We start from the raw sequence: 17,042 nt of genomic DNA, 5'->3' as shown, positions 1-17,042 counted from the left end.
CTTTTCAAGGAGTTGAAAATGGGCGGCGCAACCAGCATAGCAGCACCCAAACCCACTCCCGCGGCACCGCCGCCACCGCCTCAGGTCCAGCAACCTGCTGAGTCCACAGCGGCCAGTCAGGCCGAGGCGCAAGCCGCGAACAGGGCCGGTGTCGGCGCAACCATCAAGACCAGTGCTCAGGGCGTGCAGCATCAGGCCACGATCGGCACGACGAGCCTGATCGGTGACTGACATCCTCGTCCTCGTCGCGCGCGTCCATTGGCTCGACGTGCTCGCCGATCTGAGAGCGACGGGCGTGTCGGGTTATCGCCTGACGAACATCATGCTGACGAGCCGCTCGACCGTCCAATCGTGGGAGAAAGGCAGCGAGCCTAGTCACAGCTACGGCATCGCAATCCTTGAGGTGCACACGAGATTCTGCGGCGAGGCGCTGACGGCACAGCGTGTGAGGGAAGCGAGGCTCGTCTGGTAGCGCGAGCGTACGGCGCGGCTGTGATCGTTGGCGAACATGGAGGAGAGCCGAGCGACCGTATGCTAAGCTGTAGCAGAACACCACATTTTTCGGAAGAATGCCATGACGGACCAAGCCAATCCTAGTGCAGCGCCCGCTTCCCCTGAAGATGCTTTCCGGAAGATGAGCGCCGCTATGGTCCCCCATATGTACTTCAACGGCTTTGCTATTGCTTACGGGCCAGCTGACGTCACGATCTTTCTCAACCAGAATGAGAACGTCGTCGGAAAGCTAAGCCTGTCTCATGAAACGTTGCGCTCCCTTCGCGACAAGCTCGTCGAGGGCATACAGGAATTTGATAAAGCGGCGGGCCTGAGTCTCCCGTCCTCTGACGACATCAGCAACAGTCTTCAGAAGGCCGGGGCGGTAGTCGTTCCCCGAGGGTGAGAAAATGAATTCGGTTTCGTTCATTTATAAGGCGAGCCTTTCAGGCTTCGAAGAGCGCAAGTTCGAATCGGGCGTCGCCAGATGGCGTTACGTCGCGGAGAAAATCAATGGATTCGGTCGGCTTAATGAGGGATGGCACTTTGGAGAGGGAGTGCCAGCAACCGAAGACAACGTCAGAGATGCATTAAGCATTCTGAAGTCGGGCGTTGCCCACGGACTTTGGAGGGTCAATGCTTTCCCCGGCGTTGAGGGCTCCGTGTTGGTCAGCTTCAAGCACGGAGAGGACTTGATTGAAATCGAAGTCGAGAACGGGGCCGCAACCTGCACGCATGAAAGAGGACGCGAAGAAATTTCCTTCGATGAATCTATCACCGTAGGTGAGGCGACGGAGAAATTGATAGGCATCGCAAAACAATTATGTACGTTCGCGCCCTTCACCCTAAGCATTTCGATGAACTCGACGGTTGCTGGAACGGAATGGCTTTCGAGCCATCGAGCGACGGCGGCCTCTCCATCTTCTGTGCCTCGTGTGCTGAGAGAGAGTCAGGTAGCGTCTGTGCGCATCTCAGAACGTTTTACGCCCCCCAGTCTTCTGATCCCCCCATTTACTGGCGATTTCGCGACCTCCCCCCTGAGACTGCTGTTGCCTTCGAAGCAGCCGCAAACAACGATCCGTGCCACATGAACGTTCGGTCCTCGAACGGGCAGGCAGTAAGCGGTTTCAAGAGCCGAATGAAGAAGTACTTTCGCAATAACTTTGGAACGCGCTTGGATCAGTTCTCTATCTGCGATGCAGCGGGTGACCGGGCACCGTTGCTGGAAGAGCTAACTGCAATGGCGAAGACTACTAAGACCGGCTCCGACGTGTAGGGACTGGGCGTGTAGGATCTGATACCGGAGGCCCCGCCAAGAGCGGGGTTTTTCATCTGTTCCCCGGTAAGTCTCTTTGCCGAGCCGCGTTAGCTGCCGGGCGAGCCACCCTGTGTCGTTCGTAGACAACGCATCGAAAAGCAGCCAGCGGGTGGAAATTGCACCGCGCGCATGCGTGTGGGTAGCGGTGTGGGTAGAAATGAAAAACGGGCCGAAAGGCCCGTATTCATTGATGCACTGGCGGAGACGGAGGGATTCGAACCCTCGATCCAGGTTTTGGCCCAGATGCTCCCTTAGCAGGGGAGTGCCTTCGACCTCTCGGCCACGTCTCCCAAACTTTCTGTCGCACAGGGAGTCAGTGCGACGAAGCCAAGATCATAGCGGGCCGGGCCGATAAGGTCAATGTCTGACGAACATTATTTGTGCCAACGTGGCGTCTCATCACGCAATTCATTCACATGAACGCCACAAAACAAACGGAACGCTCCAGAGCGCCCCGTTTTTCCCGCCACTTATGCCTGATCGAGTTCGAAGGCCTTATGCAGCGCGCGTACCGCGAGCTCCATGTACTTTTCGTCGATCAACACCGAAATCTTGATCTCCGAGGTCGAGATCATCTGAATGTTGATGCCCTCTTCCGACAGCGTGCGGAACATCTTGCTGGCGATGCCGACGTGCGAGCGCATCCCGACGCCGACCACCGACACCTTCGACACCTTCGGGTCGCCCAGCACCTGCTCGGCCTGGACGTGCGCCTTCACCGTGCCGGTGAGGATTTCCATTGCACGCGCATAGTCGCCGCGGCCGACCGTGAACGTGAATGCCGTCTTGCCCTCGACGCTCTGGTTCTGGATGATCATGTCGACATCGATATTCGCGTCCGCCACCGGGCCGAGAATCTGATACGCGATGCCCGGCTTGTCGGGCACGCCCATCACGGCGATACGAGCTTCGTCGCGCTGGAACGCGATACCCGAGATGACTGCTTTTTCCATGGTCTCGTCTTCTTCAAAAGTAATCAGGGTGCCCGACTTCATTTCTTCGTCGAGTGGCATCAGCGGATCGGTCAGGCTCGACAGCACGCGCGTTTTCACCTGATATTTGCCGGCGAATTCCACCGAGCGGATCTGCAGCACCTTCGAACCCAGGCTGGCCATTTCCAGCATTTCTTCGAACGTCACGCGGTCGAGCCGGCGCGCTTCTTCAACGACGCGCGGGTCCGTGGTGTACACACCGTCGACGTCCGTGTAGATCAGGCACTCGTCGGCCTTCAGCGCGGCCGCGACCGCGACTGCCGACGTGTCCGAGCCGCCGCGGCCGAGCGTCGTGATGTGGCCGTCCGGGTCAATGCCCTGGAAGCCGGTGATCACGACCACCTTGCCGGCTGCGAGGTCTTGCATGACGCGCTCGCCGTCGATGTCGCTGATGCGCGCTTTCGTAAACGCGCTATCGGTCTTGACCGGCACCTGCCAGCCTGCGTAGCTGACCGCTTCGACGCCGGCTTCCTGCAGCGCGATCGCGAGCAGACCCGAGCTGACCTGCTCGCCGGTGGCGGCGATCATGTCGAGTTCACGCGGGCTCGGTTGAGTCGTGATTTCTTTCGCGAGGCCAAGCAGGCGATTGGTTTCGCCGGACATTGCCGACGGCACGACGACCATCTGATGGCCGGCCTTGTGCCATTTCGCGACGCGCCTGGCGACGTTCTTGATGCGCTCGACCGAGCCCATCGAGGTGCCGCCGTATTTATGTACGATGAGTGCCATTGTCGTTCTGAACTGGAAGAGAAACCGCGCTGGCGCGCTGGAGACGACCGCACAGAAAGCACAGGGGCGCAACGTCTCGTGAACGGCGGCAAAGTGTGTGGCGGCGTAGATGCAGCACGCGTGCAGCACGCGCGGATTTGCCCGGGATGAAATCGCAAATGGCTGATCGGAATTGAACGGCGACGACGGATCACGCACGCCTGCCGGCACTAACGACCGATAGCGACAAAAGCGACGGCGAAATCGGGTCGGGCAAACAAGTTAAAGTACCTGATTAGGCGCAAAAAGACAAGACGCAACGAGCGCTCAAATGCGTCGAATCAGGCCTGCAATGGCCTGTTTTATCGTTGATTTGCGCCCTGTTTCACGCTTTCGACATCTGCACGCACCGCTTGCGCGACTGTCCGACCGGCGCTCAGGCGATCAGCAGATCCTCGCGCCAGACGATTTTCACGCACGCTTCGCGCTCCGGAGATGCGTCGCGCACAGTCCCGCGATTCACGCCGATCAGCGGCACGAACAGCAGTTCATCGCCAACGTAAAGCAATGGCACGTCGCGCTTCCATGCGGGAATGCCGCGCTCCTGAAACAGGTTCTTCAGCGTGCGGCTCGGCGTGTTCGGCACACCGATGCGCATGCGTTCTCCGCCGCGGCGCGCCCGCACTCTTAGAGAGGCTCGTTGCAGGACGCTGACGGGAACCATGTCGCATGCTTCGTTACGTGGCGCTGCGTGCGTTGCGTCGGCTACGTCGGAAGCAGCGGCTGCATCCACCATCGCGAACACGAACGTGCCGCGCCATTGCGGCAAATGCCAGATCTCTTGCCCTTGCCACGCGAGTTCACTGATCTCGCGCTCGACGAGCGCGGTTTCGTCGGCGGGTTCGCTGCTATCGCCGGCTTCCCAGTAGACGAGGCCGCGATAGCTGCGCAACGCATGCCCCGCATGATCGATGCGGAGCCGATGTCCGTCCTGCCCCGCTGCCACTTCGCGCAACTGCCGCAGTGCATCCGCGACACGCGCGCTCGATGCCGCGACGAAGCCGAGCGTACGCATCCAGTAGCGCAGCAGATTGAGCGCGCGATCGTCGTCGAGAGCGAGCAGCACGTCGTGCGCGAGGGCGCGTCCTTCATCGCGCGACGCGCTTTCCATGTCGGCGCGCGCGAGCGTGTCGAGCAATCGCTGCGCCGATGCCGAATGCGCGGCCGTGCGCGCGAGCGCATCGCGAAAGCCCGGGAAGTGCACCGCGAGCACCGGCATCACCTGATGACGCAAGGCGTTGCGCGCATAACGCGTGTCCGCGTTCGATTCGTCGTCGATCCAGCGCAGCTTGCGCGCGCTCGCATAGTGTTCGAGCTGCGCGCGCAGCAGATGCAAAAGCGGCCGCACGCGTGTCGTCGACGCACCTGTCGGCAGCGAGCCGGGCGCCATCGCCGCGAGACCCGCGAGCCCCGCGCCGCGCAGCAGTTGCAGCAGCACGGTCTCGGCCTGATCGTCCGCATGCTGCGCGAGCCATAGCGTGCCAATGCCGTGCGTTGCGCACATCGCTTCGAGCGCGCGATAACGCGCGTCGCGTGCCGCGGCCTCGATGCTCAGGCCCGGCGCGCGCGAAACATCCACGCGTCGCGCGTCGAATTCGACGCCACGTTCGCGCGCGAAAGCCTCGCAGTGCGCGAGCCACGTATCGGCATGTGGACTCAAACCATGATGCACGTGCAGCGCGGTACAGCGCGACGCACCCGCGACGCGCACCGCCGCATCGAGGAGCACGCTCGAATCGACGCCGCCGCTGAATGCGACCGCAATGCGCGCGTTCGAATCGAGCCCGGACAGCGCGGCGCCGAGCGCCTCGATCACGAGGCGCTCGGCGGATGAGTCGGCGGTGGTGGTCACGTCGTTAGCGCGGAAAGCGCCGGTGGACGAAAGAGACAGGCCAACGCGCGGGCTTATGCGCCCGGCGTCGTTTCCTTGAATTTGCCGTACGCCATCAGCCGTTCGAAACGGCGTTCGCGCAGGTCGTTGGTGCTCATACCCTGGAACTGGCGCAGCGAATCGGCGAGCGCACGGCGCAGCATCGCCGCCATGCCCTTCGGATCGCGATGCGCGCCGCCGAGCGGCTCGTTGACGATCTTGTCGATCAGACCGAGCGCCTTCAGACGATGCGCGGTCAGGCCGAGCGCCTCCGCTGCTTCCGGTGCCTTGGCGGCGCTTTTCCACAGGATCGATGCGCAGCCTTCCGGCGAGATCACCGAGTAGGTCGAGAACTGCAACATCAGCACGCTGTCGCCCACCGCGATAGCGAGTGCGCCGCCCGAGCCGCCCTCGCCGATGATCGTCGCGATCAGCGGCGTCTTCAGCTCGGCCATCACGTACAGATTGCGGCCGATCGCTTCGGACTGGCCCCGCTCTTCCGCGCCGATGCCCGGGTACGCGCCCGGCGTGTCGATGAACGTGAAGATCGGCAGGCCGAACTTCTCGGCGAGGCGCATCAGCCGCTCGGCCTTGCGATAGCCTTCCGGACGCGGCATGCCGAAGTTGCGCAGCGCGCGCTCTTTGGTGTCGCGGCCCTTCTGATGACCGATCACCATGCACGCCTGGCCGTTGAATCGCGCGAGACCGCCGACGATCGACAGATCGTCCGCGAAGTTGCGGTCGCCATGCAGTTCATGGAAGTCGGTGAACAGCTCGCTCACGTAGTCGAACGTGTACGGACGCTGCGGATGACGGGCGATTTGCGAAACCTGCCACGGTGTGAGGTTCGCATACAGATCTTTGGTGAGCTGCTGGCTCTTCTTGGACAGCCGCTCGATCTCTTCCGAAATATCGACGGCCGAGTCGTCCTGCACGAAGCGCAATTCTTCGATCTTCGCTTCGAGTTCAGCGATCGGCTGTTCGAAATCCAGAAACGTGGTCTTCATTGGTTGTAATCCTTGGACTTACCGGGCAGCGCGTATTCTAACCGCGTGCGCCGATGTCAAAACCATTTCTCAACTATCGATATCATATACGCGATAGTCTCTGAAACGGCTTCGTTTCCTGTTCTTCTTTAGTAGTCGACCGGTAACGGATCGAGACTACGCCACATGTACCAGGTCGCCACCGTGCGCCACGGCTCCCAATTCGCGGCAACCTCGCGCGCTTCGCTGCGCGTGACGGGTTCGCCGCTGAAATAGTTGACGCTGATCGCGCGGATCAGGCCGAGGTCGTCGAGCGGTAGCACGTCGGGACGCGACAGGTTGAAAATCAGGAACATCTCCGCGGTCCAGCGGCCGATGCCGCGAATCTGCGTGAGTTCGGCGATCACCGCCTCGTCGTCCATCGACGTCCACTTGCCGACGTGCAACGCGCCCGACACGAAATGCCTCGCGAGATCGAGCACGTACTCGGCCTTGCGTTTCGACAAACCGCACGCGGTCAGCTTCTCGAGACCGAGCTTGATGAACTGCTGCGGCACGAGCTTCGGACACGCGACTTCGACCCTCGCCCACACGGCCTGCGCCGAGGCGACCGAGATCTGCTGGCCGACCACCGAGCGCGCAAGCGTGACGAACGGATCGCCACGACTCAGCAAATGCACGGGGCCGAACTTCGGAATCAGCTTCTTCAAAATGCGATCGCGCTTGACGAGATCCGCGCACGCCTTGTCCCAATACGCGGGACGCGTGACTTCAGGCGCGAGACCGCCGATCTGCACCGGCACCGCGACTTCGTTCGCGAGCGATGCGACACCGGCCGCTTCGCCGCCCGCGCTGGCCGTGCTCGCCGAGGTGGCCGATACGCGCGTCTTGCGCACGACTTCGCCCGCGTTCTTGTCACGCGCGAGTTCCTGCACGTCGTCGGCGAGCTCGGCCGCGAGTTTGGCCGGCAACGCACCGTTGCCCTTCGCACGCGACGCCGTTTTCGCGCGTTTCGCAGGCGCGTGCGCAGCTTCAGTGCCCGCGCCATTGAGCGAGCGTTTGGCCGCGCTCTTCTTTGCCGCGGCCGAGTCGGCTTTCGCCGCCGCCCCGCCCGCTTTCGAGGGCGCTTTGTCTACCGCGCCGCCGCCCGCACGAGTCGACTGAGCTGCGGCAGCCGATGCTGCGGCTGCCGACGCTGCGGCAGCCGATGCCGCGGCTGCCGCACTGGTTTGAGACGCCGCGCGTTTAGCCGGCGTCTTCGTGGCCGTTGCCATCCTGCCTCCTGCCTGGCGAGTCGTTCAGAGGGAAGTACGAGGTGCGCTCACACGCGCCGCCACTCGGTCAACCCGCCGGGTTTGTCTTCAAGGGCAACGCCGGCATCGAGCAATTCGGCCCGGATCCGGTCTGCTGCCGCATAGTCCTTTGCCTGCTTGGCGGCGATGCGCGCGGCGATCTTCGCTTCGATCGCGACGGGCTCGAGCGCGCCTTCGGCTGCAGCACCCGCTGCCTGCTGCAGGTATGCACGCGGTTCGCGTCCGAGCAGCCCGAGCACCGCGCCAAGCGCGCGCAATTGACGGGCCAGCGCGGGGTCGCGCATGCGGTTCACTTCGGTGGCCAGCTCGAACAGCACCGACACGGCCACCGGCGTGTTGAAGTCGTCGTTCATTGCCGCCTGGAAACGCTGCGCGTGCGCTTCGTTCCAGTCGAGCACGGCGCTATCGGGCGTCACGTCTTTCAACGCCGTGTACAAACGCGCGAGTGCATTGCGCGCGTCGTCGATATGTACGTCGCTGTAGTTCAACGGCGAGCGGTAATGCGCGCGCGCGATGAAGAAACGCACCACCTCCGCATCGTACTGCGCGAGCACTTCGCGAATCGTAAAAAAATTGTTCAACGACTTCGACATCTTCTCATTGTCGATCTGTACGTAGCCGTTGTGCATCCAGTAATTGACGAATGTTTGTCCGGTCGCGGCCTCACTTTGCGCGATCTCGTTTTCGTGGTGCGGAAACTGCAGATCCTGGCCGCCACCGTGAATGTCGAACTGTTCACCGAGCAGCGTGCAGCCCATCGCCGAGCACTCGATGTGCCAGCCGGGACGACCGCGCCCGTACTTCGAATCCCAGCCGCTGTCGGCCGGTTCCTCGGGCTTCGCCTGCTTCCACAGCACGAAGTCGAGCGGGTCCTGTTTCGCGTCGTTGGCCGCCACGCGTTCGCCAGCGCGCAGGTCTTCGAGCGACTTGCCCGACAGCTTGCCGTAGCCTGCGAATTTGCGTACCGCGTAGTTGACGTCGCCGTCGCTCGCCTGGTAGGCGTAGCCGTTTTTCTCGAGCGTCTCGATCATGCCGAGCATCTGCGGAATGAAGTCGGTCGCGCGCGGCTCGATATCCGGACGCTCGATGCCGAGCGCGTCCGCGTCTTCATGCAGCGCGGCGATGAAGCGATCGGTCAGCGATTTGATGGTTTCACCGTTCTCGACTGCGCGCTTGATGATCTTGTCGTCGATATCGGTAATGTTGCGCACGTAAGTCACGTTGTAGCCAAGCGCACGCAACCAGCGCTGCACGATGTCGAACACGACCATCACCCGCGCATGACCGACGTGACAATAGTCGTACACGGTCATCCCGCAGACGTACATCCGCACGACACCTTCGCGCAGCGGCACGAAAGTCTGTTTGTCACGCGCGAGCGTGTTGTAAATGCGCAGAGATTCCATAGAGAGCGGTGCGTGGGCCGAAAGAAGTCCGCATTGTGCTTCATGCGCGCCGCGACCCGCGAAACGAACAGGATAACGGGTGCATCGCATACAGCTGAAACCGGCGCACCTCGTGCGGCGATCAGGCTGCAGACGAGGCTGCGAACCGGGCGGAGACGGCCACGAGTGGCGAAAAGACAGTCGGCGGTTCGACGGAACGCGCAGACCTTTTGTTAGAATGGCTCGGAGTATAACATCCAGACCTGAGCCTATGAAACACTCCAGCGGCCGCGCGCACAGCGCTGCGACCCTCGCCGCGACTGCGTTTGGCAACGTTGTCGGTGGCGTTACTTTCGAAGCGGCGCGTGCCCTCGCGTGGCGCGTCACCGTCGTTGCCGCACTTGCCGCGGTGCCGGTCGCGAGCGCTTATGCGCAGAAGACCGCGGTGATGCCGCAAGGCCCCGCCGTGCGTGACAATACGCCGGAAATCGACGCGTTGATCGCGCAGAAAAACTGGCAAGCCGCGCTGACCCAACTCGATGCGCGCGTCGCCGCGAATCCGCACGACGCACAAGCGAAGTTCAAACGCGCAAACGTGCTCGTGCATTTGAATCGCGACGACGAAGCGATCACTGCGTTCACCGAACTCACGCAGCTGTATCCCGAGTTGCCCGAGCCGTACAACAACCTCGCCACACTCTTCGCGAGACAAGGCCGTCTGACCGAAGCGCGCGCGGCGCTCGAGATGGCCACCCAGGTCAATCCGAACTACGGCCTCGCGTTCGAGAACCTCGGTGACCTCTATCTGCGCCTCGCCGATGCCGCGTACCGTCGCGCGGAGAGCCTCGGCAAGGCGAGCCCGAGGACCGCGCAGCGTCTCGCGGATATCCAGAAGGTCGTGTCGCCGGCAACACCCGCTACCGCGGCGTCACAGCCAGCCGCCGAGCAGACGACCGTGCCCGCCGCGCACCCCACGTCGAACATCACGGACAGCCCGAGCTTCCAGTTCGGCGGCCCGAATGGCTCGCTCGCCATGCCGCCGTACATGGCGCCGTCGCGCTGAGCGCCGGGCTCGTTGCCTGCCGCAAGTTTTCTCCAACCCCGAGGACTTTCATGAAATGGTTGATGTTGGCGCTCGGCAGCGCCGCCCTGATCGCAAACGCACCCGCCTTTGCGCAGTCCGGTTCGCAGGCCGCTCATCCTTCCGTGCTGCTGAAGACGTCGGAGGGTGACATCCGCGTCGAGCTGTATCCCGAGAAAGCGCCAAAGACGGTCGCCAATTTCCTCGACTACGTGAAAGCCGGCCAATATAGCGGCACGATCTTCCATCGCGTGATTCCGGGCTTCATGATCCAGGGCGGCGGCTATACGCAGAGCTTCGTCGAGAAGCCGACGCGCGCGCCGATTCCGCTCGAGAGCCGCACCGGTCTGAAGAACACCGCTGGCACGATCGCGATGGCGCGCACCAGCGACCCGAATTCGGCCACCGCGCAGTTCTTCATCAACACGGTGGACAATGCCAATCTCGACTACCCGAATCCGGACGGCAACGGCTACGCGGTATTCGGCAAGGTCACGAGCGGCATGGACGTCGTGAAACGCATCGAAGCCACGCCCACCACCACGCGCGGCCCGATGAGCGATGTGCCGCAGAAGCCGATCGTGATCCAGTCGGCGACGGTGGTGAGCAAGTAAAAACGAACGGGCAAGCGAACCCGCGCGGCCGAAGCCCGGCCCCAACCAACGCCCCGGCGCGGCCGGTCGTCAGCACATGACGACGCGCCGCGCCTTTTATCCACCTGTTCATCAAAGGATTCCATCATGGTTGAACTGCATACGAACCACGGCCTCATCAAACTCGAGCTGAATGCCGAAAAGGCGCCGAAGTCGGTCGAGAACTTCCTGAACTACGTGAAGGCCGGCCACTACGACAACACGGTGTTTCACCGCGTGATCGACGGCTTCATGATCCAGGGCGGCGGCTTCGAACCCGGCATGAAGCAGAAGCCGACGGCCGAGCCGATCACCAACGAGGCGAACAACGGTCTGAAGAACGAGAACGGCTCGATCGCGATGGCGCGTACCAACGACCCTCATTCGGCGACCGCGCAATTCTTCATCAACGTGAACGACAACGACTTCCTGAACCACTCGTCGCCGACGCCGCAAGGCTGGGGCTATGCGGTGTTCGGCAAGGTCGTCGAAGGCATGGACGTGGTCGAGAAGATCAAGAAGGTCAAGACCGGTTCGAAGGGCTTCCATCAGGACGTGCCGGTCGATGATGTCGTGATCGAAAAAGCTGTCGTCGTCGGCTAAACCGTGAGTGAGTCGCGCCTCATGCGGGCGTCGACTCCTTTGAACTGAAATCAGGCACCTTCAATGCTGCAAGAGACGCCGCTGCGAAGCGTCGCCGCGGGCGTGCCAGGCGAGGGCCAACGCCCGCACGCCGCGCGCCCTTTTTTCTTCCTCTCCGATCTGCATCTGAGCGAGGCGATTCCGCGCACGGTCGCCGCGTTCGAGCATTTCATCCGCGTGAGCGCGGAAGCGGCCGACTCGGTGTTCATCCTCGGCGACCTGTTCGAGTACTGGGTCGGCGACGACATGCTGAGCGAGCCGTTCGTCGCCCATATTGCGGCGCTGCTGCACACGCTGTCCGAGCGCGGCATCGCGCTTTACATCATGCACGGCAACCGCGACTTCCTGCTGGGCAAGCGCTTCATGAAAGCGGCCGGCGCGATCTGGCTGCCCGATCCGTTCGTGATTACCGCGTTCGGAACGCGCATTGCGCTCGCCCATGGCGATGGTCTGTGCACCGCGGATCGCGGCTATCAGTTGTTCAGGTGTTTCGCGCGCAATCGACTCGCGCAGATTCTGTTTCTCGCGTGGCCGTTTCGTTGGCGTCGCAAGCTCGCCGAGAACATGCGCTCGAAGAGCGAGCATGGCCGCACGCGGCCGATGCCGATCAAGTATGACGTGACCCCGCAAGGTGTCGCCGCGCTGTTCAGGAAATCGAAGACCGCGACGATCATTCATGGGCATACCCATCTGCCCGCGCGGCATCGCGAGCCGGGCGGCACGCGCTGGGTTCTGCCCGACTGGGATCTCGATCACGGCGAGCGCCGGGGCGGCTATCTGAAGATCGATGCCGACGGGATTCGAGCGCTGCCGCTGGATTGACCTCGTGGGTACGGCGTGCGCTTCGCGCTGGCGAGGCGCCGATACCTAGCGCTCCCCCGCCAGCCCCTCCATCTTCCCCGCGATCGCCGCCGATAGCCGCCGCAAATCGAGCAACGCCGCATCCGCGCCTTGCAGACCTTCGAGGCTCGTGCCGAGCCGCTCGAGCGCATCGACGATTTCATCGATACGTCGCGCCTGAGTAGCCGCATGGTCGATCAGACCGTGAATCGCGAGCGAAACCGGATCGTCGGCGTTGGGCGTGATGCCGTATGCGCAAAACGCGCTGATTTCGCTGCCGCGCTTCGCGTCACGCGCGGCGTTGTTCGCATTCGGGTTCGCACCGTTCGCAGCCGCCGCGGCCGGCACGATGATCCGCGCCGGATTGCCGAGCGCCGTGCCACGCGCGGGCACCGGCTTCGTCACGACCGCGTTCGATCCGATCTTCGCGTCCGCGCCGACGGTGAAGCCGCCGAGCACCTTCGCGCCCGCACCGACGATCACACCACGCTCGAGCGTCGGATGCCGCTTCGCGCCGCGCGTGAGCGACGTGCCACCGAGCGTCACACCCTGGTAGATCGTGCAGTCGTCGCCGATCTGCGCGGTCTCGCCGATCACGACGCCCATGCCGTGATCGATGAACACGCGCCGCCCGACGCTCGCGCCCGGATGAATCTCGATGCCGGTCATGAAGCGCGCCATCTGGGACACGAAACGCGCGAGCCAGCGGCGCTTCGTGCACCAGCACGCGTGAGCGATCCGATGCAGCACGAGCGCGTGCAGCCCCGGATAACACGTGAGCACTTCCCATGCGCTGCGGGCGGCGGGATCGCGCTCGCGGATGGTGGCGATATCTTCGCGAAGTCTCGTGAACATGGCAGGGACTGTATTGTTGGAGGAAAACCGTCTGCGTGAGCGAATCCGCGCGGTTTGCGCATGCGCGGGACTCTGCGTTTCGCGCCATAGCTAACGGCATCGCTGCCGCTTAGCACGGCGGCGGCTTTGCTTCTAACGTTTCGTGGATTGTAGGGCGATTGCGCGAAACCTGCCGGAAGTCCCCGTCACCTGCAAGGTTGTCGTCAGACGAAGGCGGCGCATCAGGTGCGCCGTTACGGGCTGGTCAACGGACCGTCAGCCGGTCCGCCTGGTCTTGAGCAGGATGTGCTTGGCGATGCCGCGCACGATGTTGACCTCCTCGCGCTCGAGGCCCGAGCGCGCGAAGAGCCGCCGCAGCCGTGACATCAGCTTCTTCGGATTGGCCGGATCGAGAAACTCGAGCGCGACCAGTGCGCTTTCCAGATGCGCGAACATGCTCTCGATCTCGTCGCTGGCCGCCATCTGCGCGCGTGGAGCGGCGGATTCGGCCGGCGCCGCGTGTGCTCCCGCGGTGGGTGCGCCGTCGCTCGCTTCGTCGGCGCCGAGGTACGCGGTGCGTAGCTCGTAGGCGAGCACCTGCACCGCCTGCGCGAGATTGAGCGAGCTATAGGCCGGATTGGCCGGAATATGCGCAATCGCGCTGCATCGCTCGACATCCTCGTTCGACAAGCCCGTGCGCTCGTTGCCGAACACCAGCGCGATCTCGCCGTGCATCGCCTCTGCGTGCGCGGCGGCGGCAGCCGCACGCGGCGTCCATTGCGGCGGACCGTATTCGCGCAGCCGCGCGGTCAGCGCAATCGACCAGTGCACGCCAGTCAGTGCATCGGCGAGCGACGGCACCACGTGCACGGAGGCGAGTACGTCATCGGCGCCGCTCGCCATCGCGATCGCTTCGGGGTCGTTCTGCACGTTCGGCACGCGCGGCGACACGAGCACGAGCCGCGAAAAGCCCATGGTTTTCAGCGCGCGCGCCGCGGCGCCGACATTGCCCGGATGGCTGGGCTCGACCAGCACGAAACGCGTCGACGTGAAACCGCCGCGCAAATCGGCCACGGCGGGGTCGGAGGAATGGTGAGTGTGATCCACGATGAAACTCGGCTGGCTAGGACTCAAGACGCGTATGGTAGCGCCAACGGGCACTTATGCCGAATCAGGCGCACGCGCGAGCCACGCGCGCGGACGAGGGCGCAGCATCGGATCGGCACCGGCCGGCGCCTGTGCGGTACATCAGCCGCACGTGAGCGAGCACCTGCGCGAGGGCGCCCGGACTCAGGTAAAATACCGCTTTTCGCGTCCGGCGCCGACGTTCGCTGAAGCTTGCGTCGAACCGGTCGCACCGTTCTTATTCAATTCGTCTCCGTCGACGGAATGCTCTCCGGTTTGATAGCCGGTCTGCCCGTTCCGTGCTGTTTTTGCGTCGTTGCAGCGCCCGTCAGCGCAGTTTCGCGCTTATTTACCGGCCGGCAGCCGTGCTGCCCCGGCACAAGGATCAGTTTATGCATCCCATGCTCAATATCGCTGTGAAGGCCGCGCGCCGCGCAGCTCAGATCATCAACCGCGCATCGCTCGATCTCGACCTGATTCAGGTCAGCAAAAAGCAGCACAACGATTTCGTCACGGAGGTCGACAAAGCGTCCGAAGCGGCGATCATCGAAACGCTGAAGACCGCTTATCCCGATCACGCCATCCTCGCCGAAGAGTCGGGCAAGTCGGACCACGATTCCGAATACCAGTGGATCATCGATCCGCTCGACGGCACCACCAACTTCATCCACGGCTTCCCTTACTACTGCGTGTCGATCGCGCTCGCGCACAAGGGCGTCGTCACGCAGGCCGTCGTCTACGATCCGACCCGCAACGATCTGTTCACCGCGTCGCGCGGCCGTGGCGCGTTTCTCAACGATCGCCGCATCCGCGTCGCCAAGCGTGACCGCCTGGCCGACTGCCTGATCGGCACCGGCTTTCCGTTCCGCGCGCAGGACAGCCTCGAATCGTACGGCCGTCAGTTCGCCGAGATGACCGAAGCCTGCGCCGGCCTGCGCCGTCCGGGCGCCGCCGCGCTCGATCTGGCCAACGTCGCGGCCGGCCACATGGACGGCTTCTTCGAGCAGGGCCTGAACGCGTGGGACGTCGCGGCGGGCAGCCTGCTGATCACCGAAGCCGGCGGCCTGGTCGGCAACTACACCGGTGATTCGGAGTTCCTGCACGTCGGCGAAGTCGTCGCGGGCAACCCGAAGGTCTACGCGCAGATGATTCCGATCCTGTCGCGCTACAGCCGCACGCGTCAGCAGTCGGCGTAAGGTGCGCCGCCGCGGCCGGTCCGCGGCAACGCATAGCGGTTGCAGAGAAAAGCGGCTTCGGCCGCTTTTCTGTTGGCGGCGCTCCAGTGTCCGGAGCGTCGTGCTAAAAAGCGGGAAGTCATTCGGGGCGGTACTCGGCCGGGACCGTTCCCTGCTCCCTGCCGCTTTGACCCTGCCCGACTTTCGCCCCGGGCGCAGCCTCCAATCTGCCCCATGAAAAAAGGCTTCCATACGATCATCGCGGCACAGTTCATTTCGTCGCTGGCCGACAATGCGCTGTTGATCGCCGCCATCGCCCTGCTTTCCGTGATGCGCTCGGCCGCGTGGGTTACGCCGCTGCTGCAGATTTTTTTCACGATCTCGTACGTGCTGCTCGCGCCGTTCGTCGGCGCGTTCGCCGATTCGATGCAGAAGCGCCACGTGATGTTCATCTCCAACGCGCTGAAAGCGAGCGGCTGCCTGATGATGATTCTGGGCGTTCATCCGATGATCGCCTACGGCGTGGTGGGCTTCGGCGCAGCCGCGTATTCGCCCGCCAAGTACGGCATCCTCACCGAGCTGCTGCCCGCCGAAAAGCTCGTGCAGGCGAACGCGTGGCTCGAATCGGCGACGGTGCTGTCGACGATCGCCGGCACGATGCTCGGCGGTGCGCTGATCAGCACCGTCTTCGAGCATTTCGTCATGCGTGCGCATATGCCGCTGATCCGCTCGGCCGCCGATCTCGCGATGGGCGCGGTCATGCTCACCTACGCGATCGCCGCCGCGATCAACATCTTCATTCCGGACACTGGCGCGCGCTATCCGAACCGGCTGACCGAGCCGAATAAGCTGGTCGGCGATTTCCATCACTGCTTCCGGGTGCTGTGGGCCGACAAGCTCGCGCAGATCGCGCTGTGGGTGACCACGCTGATGTGGGGCGCCGCGGTGACGATGCAGCTGCTGGTGCTCAAATGGGCGAACGTGAACCTCGGGCTGTCGTTGTCGAGGGCGGCGGTGATGCAAGGCGTGACCGGCTTCGGCATCGCGATCGGCGCGGCGGGCGCGGCCGCGCTGATTCCATTGCGCCACTCGCTGAAGGTGTTGCCGGTCGGCGTGCTGACGGGCGCGGTGGCGATCGCGATGGCCTTCTACAACAAGGACCTGTTCCCGGCGGGCGCGGGCCTGCGCTTCGGCACGCACGTCGCGCCCTACTACATTCTGCTGGCCTATCCGCTGATGATCGTGCTCGGTGCGTTGTCGGGCTTTTTCATCGTGCCGATGAATGCGATCCTGCAGCATCGCGGCGCGACGCTGCTGTCGGCCGGTCACTCGATCGCCGTGCAGAATTTCAACCAGAACCTCGCGGTGCTGCTGATGCTCGGCGCGTACGCGCTGCTGCTCACGGCGAAGATGCCCGCGCAGTGGATCATCGTCGTGTTCGGCACCTTCATCACGCTGCTGATGTGGCTCGCGAAACGCCGCAGCGCGGCGAACGAACGCAGGGTGGACATGCGGGCGATGATCGAGGAATGAATGCATCACGGTGCTCCAGCAATGACTGCGCGAGGCTCGGCTCGACGGCCGTAACC

The 17,042-nt window shown here is 63.4% G+C and carries 19 protein-coding genes and 1 tRNA gene; 11 read left to right on the top strand and 9 right to left on the bottom strand.

The annotated features are described in order from the left end of the window. Positions 1 to 18: 18 nt before the first annotated feature. The 5 genes from HWY30_RS31825 (at position 19) to HWY30_RS41135 (ending at position 1,768) form a co-directional block, all read left to right on the top strand. Entirely contained in the window at positions 19 to 231 is a 213-nt protein-coding gene (locus tag HWY30_RS31825; protein WP_090800679.1) for a hypothetical protein, read from the top strand. Next, positions 224 to 472 carry a hypothetical protein gene (locus tag HWY30_RS31820; RefSeq protein WP_090800680.1) on the top strand — a complete coding sequence of 83 codons (249 nt, stop codon included), beginning with the start codon at positions 224 to 226 and terminating at the stop codon, positions 470 to 472. The genes HWY30_RS31825 and HWY30_RS31820 overlap by 8 nt, the downstream gene beginning before the upstream one ends. A 102-nt stretch (positions 473 to 574) precedes the next feature. Then, positions 575 to 898 (top strand): hypothetical protein, encoded by a 324-nt coding sequence (locus tag HWY30_RS31815; RefSeq protein ID WP_090800682.1) that lies wholly within the window; start codon positions 575 to 577, stop codon positions 896 to 898. A 4-nt stretch (positions 899 to 902) separates the two neighbouring features. Continuing rightward, positions 903 to 1,583 carry a hypothetical protein gene (locus tag HWY30_RS31810; protein ID WP_090800684.1) on the top strand — a complete coding sequence of 227 codons (681 nt, stop codon included), beginning with the start codon at positions 903 to 905 and terminating at the stop codon, positions 1,581 to 1,583. A 47-nt stretch (positions 1,584 to 1,630) separates the two neighbouring features. Next, positions 1,631 to 1,768, top strand: coding sequence for a hypothetical protein (locus tag HWY30_RS41135; protein WP_167368594.1), 138 nt, complete (start codon positions 1,631 to 1,633; stop codon positions 1,766 to 1,768). 238 nt (positions 1,769 to 2,006) lie between these two features. Here HWY30_RS41135 and HWY30_RS31805 read toward each other — a convergent pair. The 6 genes from HWY30_RS31805 to cysS all read right to left on the bottom strand — a co-directional run bounded on the left by HWY30_RS31805 (position 2,007) and on the right by cysS (position 9,145). Further along, positions 2,007 to 2,100, bottom strand: a tRNA-Ser gene (locus tag HWY30_RS31805). Between the two features lie 180 nt (positions 2,101 to 2,280). Then, positions 2,281 to 3,531 carry an aspartate kinase gene (locus tag HWY30_RS31800; protein WP_090800687.1) on the bottom strand — a complete coding sequence of 417 codons (1,251 nt, stop codon included), beginning with the start codon at positions 3,529 to 3,531 and terminating at the stop codon, positions 2,281 to 2,283. A gap of 415 nt (positions 3,532 to 3,946) precedes the next feature. Then, a complete protein-coding gene (tilS, locus tag HWY30_RS31795) occupies positions 3,947 to 5,422 on the bottom strand; it encodes a tRNA lysidine(34) synthetase TilS (RefSeq protein ID WP_090800689.1) in 1,476 nt (491 codons plus the stop codon). Positions 5,423 to 5,475: 53 nt separating this feature from the next. Further along, a complete protein-coding gene (locus HWY30_RS31790) occupies positions 5,476 to 6,447 on the bottom strand; it encodes an acetyl-CoA carboxylase carboxyltransferase subunit alpha (protein ID WP_090800690.1) in 972 nt (323 codons plus the stop codon). A 128-nt stretch (positions 6,448 to 6,575) separates the two neighbouring features. Further along, on the bottom strand, positions 6,576 to 7,700 hold the full coding sequence (locus HWY30_RS31785; RefSeq protein WP_090800692.1) for a DNA-3-methyladenine glycosylase family protein: 1,125 nt from the start codon (positions 7,698 to 7,700) through the stop codon (positions 6,576 to 6,578). Between the two features lie 47 nt (positions 7,701 to 7,747). Continuing rightward, positions 7,748 to 9,145, bottom strand: coding sequence for a cysteine--tRNA ligase (gene cysS / locus HWY30_RS31780; protein ID WP_090800693.1), 1,398 nt, complete (start codon positions 9,143 to 9,145; stop codon positions 7,748 to 7,750). Between the two features lie 250 nt (positions 9,146 to 9,395). Between cysS and HWY30_RS31775 the strand changes: the two genes are divergently transcribed. From HWY30_RS31775 to HWY30_RS31760, 4 genes are all read left to right on the top strand, one after another. Continuing rightward, a complete protein-coding gene (locus HWY30_RS31775) occupies positions 9,396 to 10,187 on the top strand; it encodes a tetratricopeptide repeat protein (RefSeq protein WP_090800695.1) in 792 nt (263 codons plus the stop codon). Positions 10,188 to 10,237: 50 nt separating this feature from the next. After that, entirely contained in the window at positions 10,238 to 10,819 is a 582-nt protein-coding gene (locus HWY30_RS31770; protein WP_090800696.1) for a peptidylprolyl isomerase, read from the top strand. A gap of 126 nt (positions 10,820 to 10,945) precedes the next feature. Continuing rightward, on the top strand, positions 10,946 to 11,440 hold the full coding sequence (locus tag HWY30_RS31765) for a peptidylprolyl isomerase (RefSeq protein ID WP_090800697.1): 495 nt from the start codon (positions 10,946 to 10,948) through the stop codon (positions 11,438 to 11,440). A gap of 63 nt (positions 11,441 to 11,503) precedes the next feature. Further along, positions 11,504 to 12,301, top strand: coding sequence for a UDP-2,3-diacylglucosamine diphosphatase (locus tag HWY30_RS31760; protein WP_090800699.1), 798 nt, complete (start codon positions 11,504 to 11,506; stop codon positions 12,299 to 12,301). A gap of 45 nt (positions 12,302 to 12,346) precedes the next feature. On the opposite strand, the gene cysE is transcribed toward HWY30_RS31760, so the two are convergent. The 3 genes from cysE to HWY30_RS31745 all read right to left on the bottom strand — a co-directional run bounded on the left by cysE (position 12,347) and on the right by HWY30_RS31745 (position 14,676). Further along, positions 12,347 to 13,174 (bottom strand): serine O-acetyltransferase, encoded by an 828-nt coding sequence (cysE, locus tag HWY30_RS31755; RefSeq protein ID WP_090800700.1) that lies wholly within the window; start codon positions 13,172 to 13,174, stop codon positions 12,347 to 12,349. A 255-nt stretch (positions 13,175 to 13,429) separates the two neighbouring features. Then, positions 13,430 to 14,260, bottom strand: coding sequence for an RNA methyltransferase (locus HWY30_RS31750; RefSeq protein WP_090800702.1), 831 nt, complete (start codon positions 14,258 to 14,260; stop codon positions 13,430 to 13,432). Between the two features lie 260 nt (positions 14,261 to 14,520). Further along, positions 14,521 to 14,676, bottom strand: coding sequence for a hypothetical protein (locus HWY30_RS31745; RefSeq protein ID WP_167368595.1), 156 nt, complete (start codon positions 14,674 to 14,676; stop codon positions 14,521 to 14,523). Here HWY30_RS31745 and HWY30_RS31740 point away from each other — a divergent pair. Both HWY30_RS31740 and lplT read left to right on the top strand, forming a co-directional pair. Continuing rightward, positions 14,671 to 15,474 carry an inositol monophosphatase family protein gene (locus HWY30_RS31740; RefSeq protein WP_090805360.1) on the top strand — a complete coding sequence of 268 codons (804 nt, stop codon included), beginning with the start codon at positions 14,671 to 14,673 and terminating at the stop codon, positions 15,472 to 15,474. The two genes, HWY30_RS31745 and HWY30_RS31740, sit on opposite strands and share 6 nt — an antisense overlap. A gap of 213 nt (positions 15,475 to 15,687) precedes the next feature. Beyond that, positions 15,688 to 16,986: a lysophospholipid transporter LplT gene (gene lplT, locus HWY30_RS31735; RefSeq protein ID WP_090800703.1), complete on the top strand. Its 1,299-nt coding sequence runs from the start codon at positions 15,688 to 15,690 to the stop codon at positions 16,984 to 16,986. Positions 16,987 to 17,042: the final 56 nt, after the last annotated feature.

It is taken from the genome of Paraburkholderia tuberum STM678, from assembly GCF_902833905.1.
Lineage (GTDB): Bacteria > Pseudomonadota > Gammaproteobacteria > Burkholderiales > Burkholderiaceae > Paraburkholderia > Paraburkholderia tuberum.
Note: the sequence above shows the minus strand (reverse complement) of the source record. Positions and strands in the feature narration are given on the sequence as shown.

Excerpts from the sequence above, each read along its gene's own strand:
- HWY30_RS31745 (WP_167368595.1), bottom strand. The coding sequence starts at position 14,676 with ATGCATAAACTGATCCTTGTGCCGGGGCAGCACGGCTGCCGGCCGGTA.
- HWY30_RS31810 (WP_090800684.1), top strand. The coding sequence starts at position 903 with ATGAATTCGGTTTCGTTCATTTATAAGGCGAGCCTTTCAGGCTTCGAA.
- HWY30_RS31825 (WP_090800679.1), top strand. The coding sequence starts at position 19 with ATGGGCGGCGCAACCAGCATAGCAGCACCCAAACCCACTCCCGCGGCA.
- HWY30_RS31740 (WP_090805360.1), top strand. The coding sequence starts at position 14,671 with ATGCATCCCATGCTCAATATCGCTGTGAAGGCCGCGCGCCGCGCAGCT.
- HWY30_RS31815 (WP_090800682.1), top strand. The coding sequence starts at position 575 with ATGACGGACCAAGCCAATCCTAGTGCAGCGCCCGCTTCCCCTGAAGAT.
- HWY30_RS41135 (WP_167368594.1), top strand. The coding sequence starts at position 1,631 with ATGAAGAAGTACTTTCGCAATAACTTTGGAACGCGCTTGGATCAGTTC.
- HWY30_RS31790 (WP_090800690.1), bottom strand. The coding sequence starts at position 6,447 with ATGAAGACCACGTTTCTGGATTTCGAACAGCCGATCGCTGAACTCGAA.
- HWY30_RS31785 (WP_090800692.1), bottom strand. The coding sequence starts at position 7,700 with ATGGCAACGGCCACGAAGACGCCGGCTAAACGCGCGGCGTCTCAAACC.
- lplT (WP_090800703.1), top strand. The coding sequence starts at position 15,688 with ATGAAAAAAGGCTTCCATACGATCATCGCGGCACAGTTCATTTCGTCG.
- HWY30_RS31760 (WP_090800699.1), top strand. The coding sequence starts at position 11,504 with ATGCTGCAAGAGACGCCGCTGCGAAGCGTCGCCGCGGGCGTGCCAGGC.
- HWY30_RS31770 (WP_090800696.1), top strand. The coding sequence starts at position 10,238 with ATGAAATGGTTGATGTTGGCGCTCGGCAGCGCCGCCCTGATCGCAAAC.
- cysS (WP_090800693.1), bottom strand. The coding sequence starts at position 9,145 with ATGGAATCTCTGCGCATTTACAACACGCTCGCGCGTGACAAACAGACT.
- HWY30_RS31765 (WP_090800697.1), top strand. The coding sequence starts at position 10,946 with ATGGTTGAACTGCATACGAACCACGGCCTCATCAAACTCGAGCTGAAT.
- cysE (WP_090800700.1), bottom strand. The coding sequence starts at position 13,174 with ATGTTCACGAGACTTCGCGAAGATATCGCCACCATCCGCGAGCGCGAT.
- HWY30_RS31775 (WP_090800695.1), top strand. The coding sequence starts at position 9,396 with ATGAAACACTCCAGCGGCCGCGCGCACAGCGCTGCGACCCTCGCCGCG.
- HWY30_RS31800 (WP_090800687.1), bottom strand. The coding sequence starts at position 3,531 with ATGGCACTCATCGTACATAAATACGGCGGCACCTCGATGGGCTCGGTC.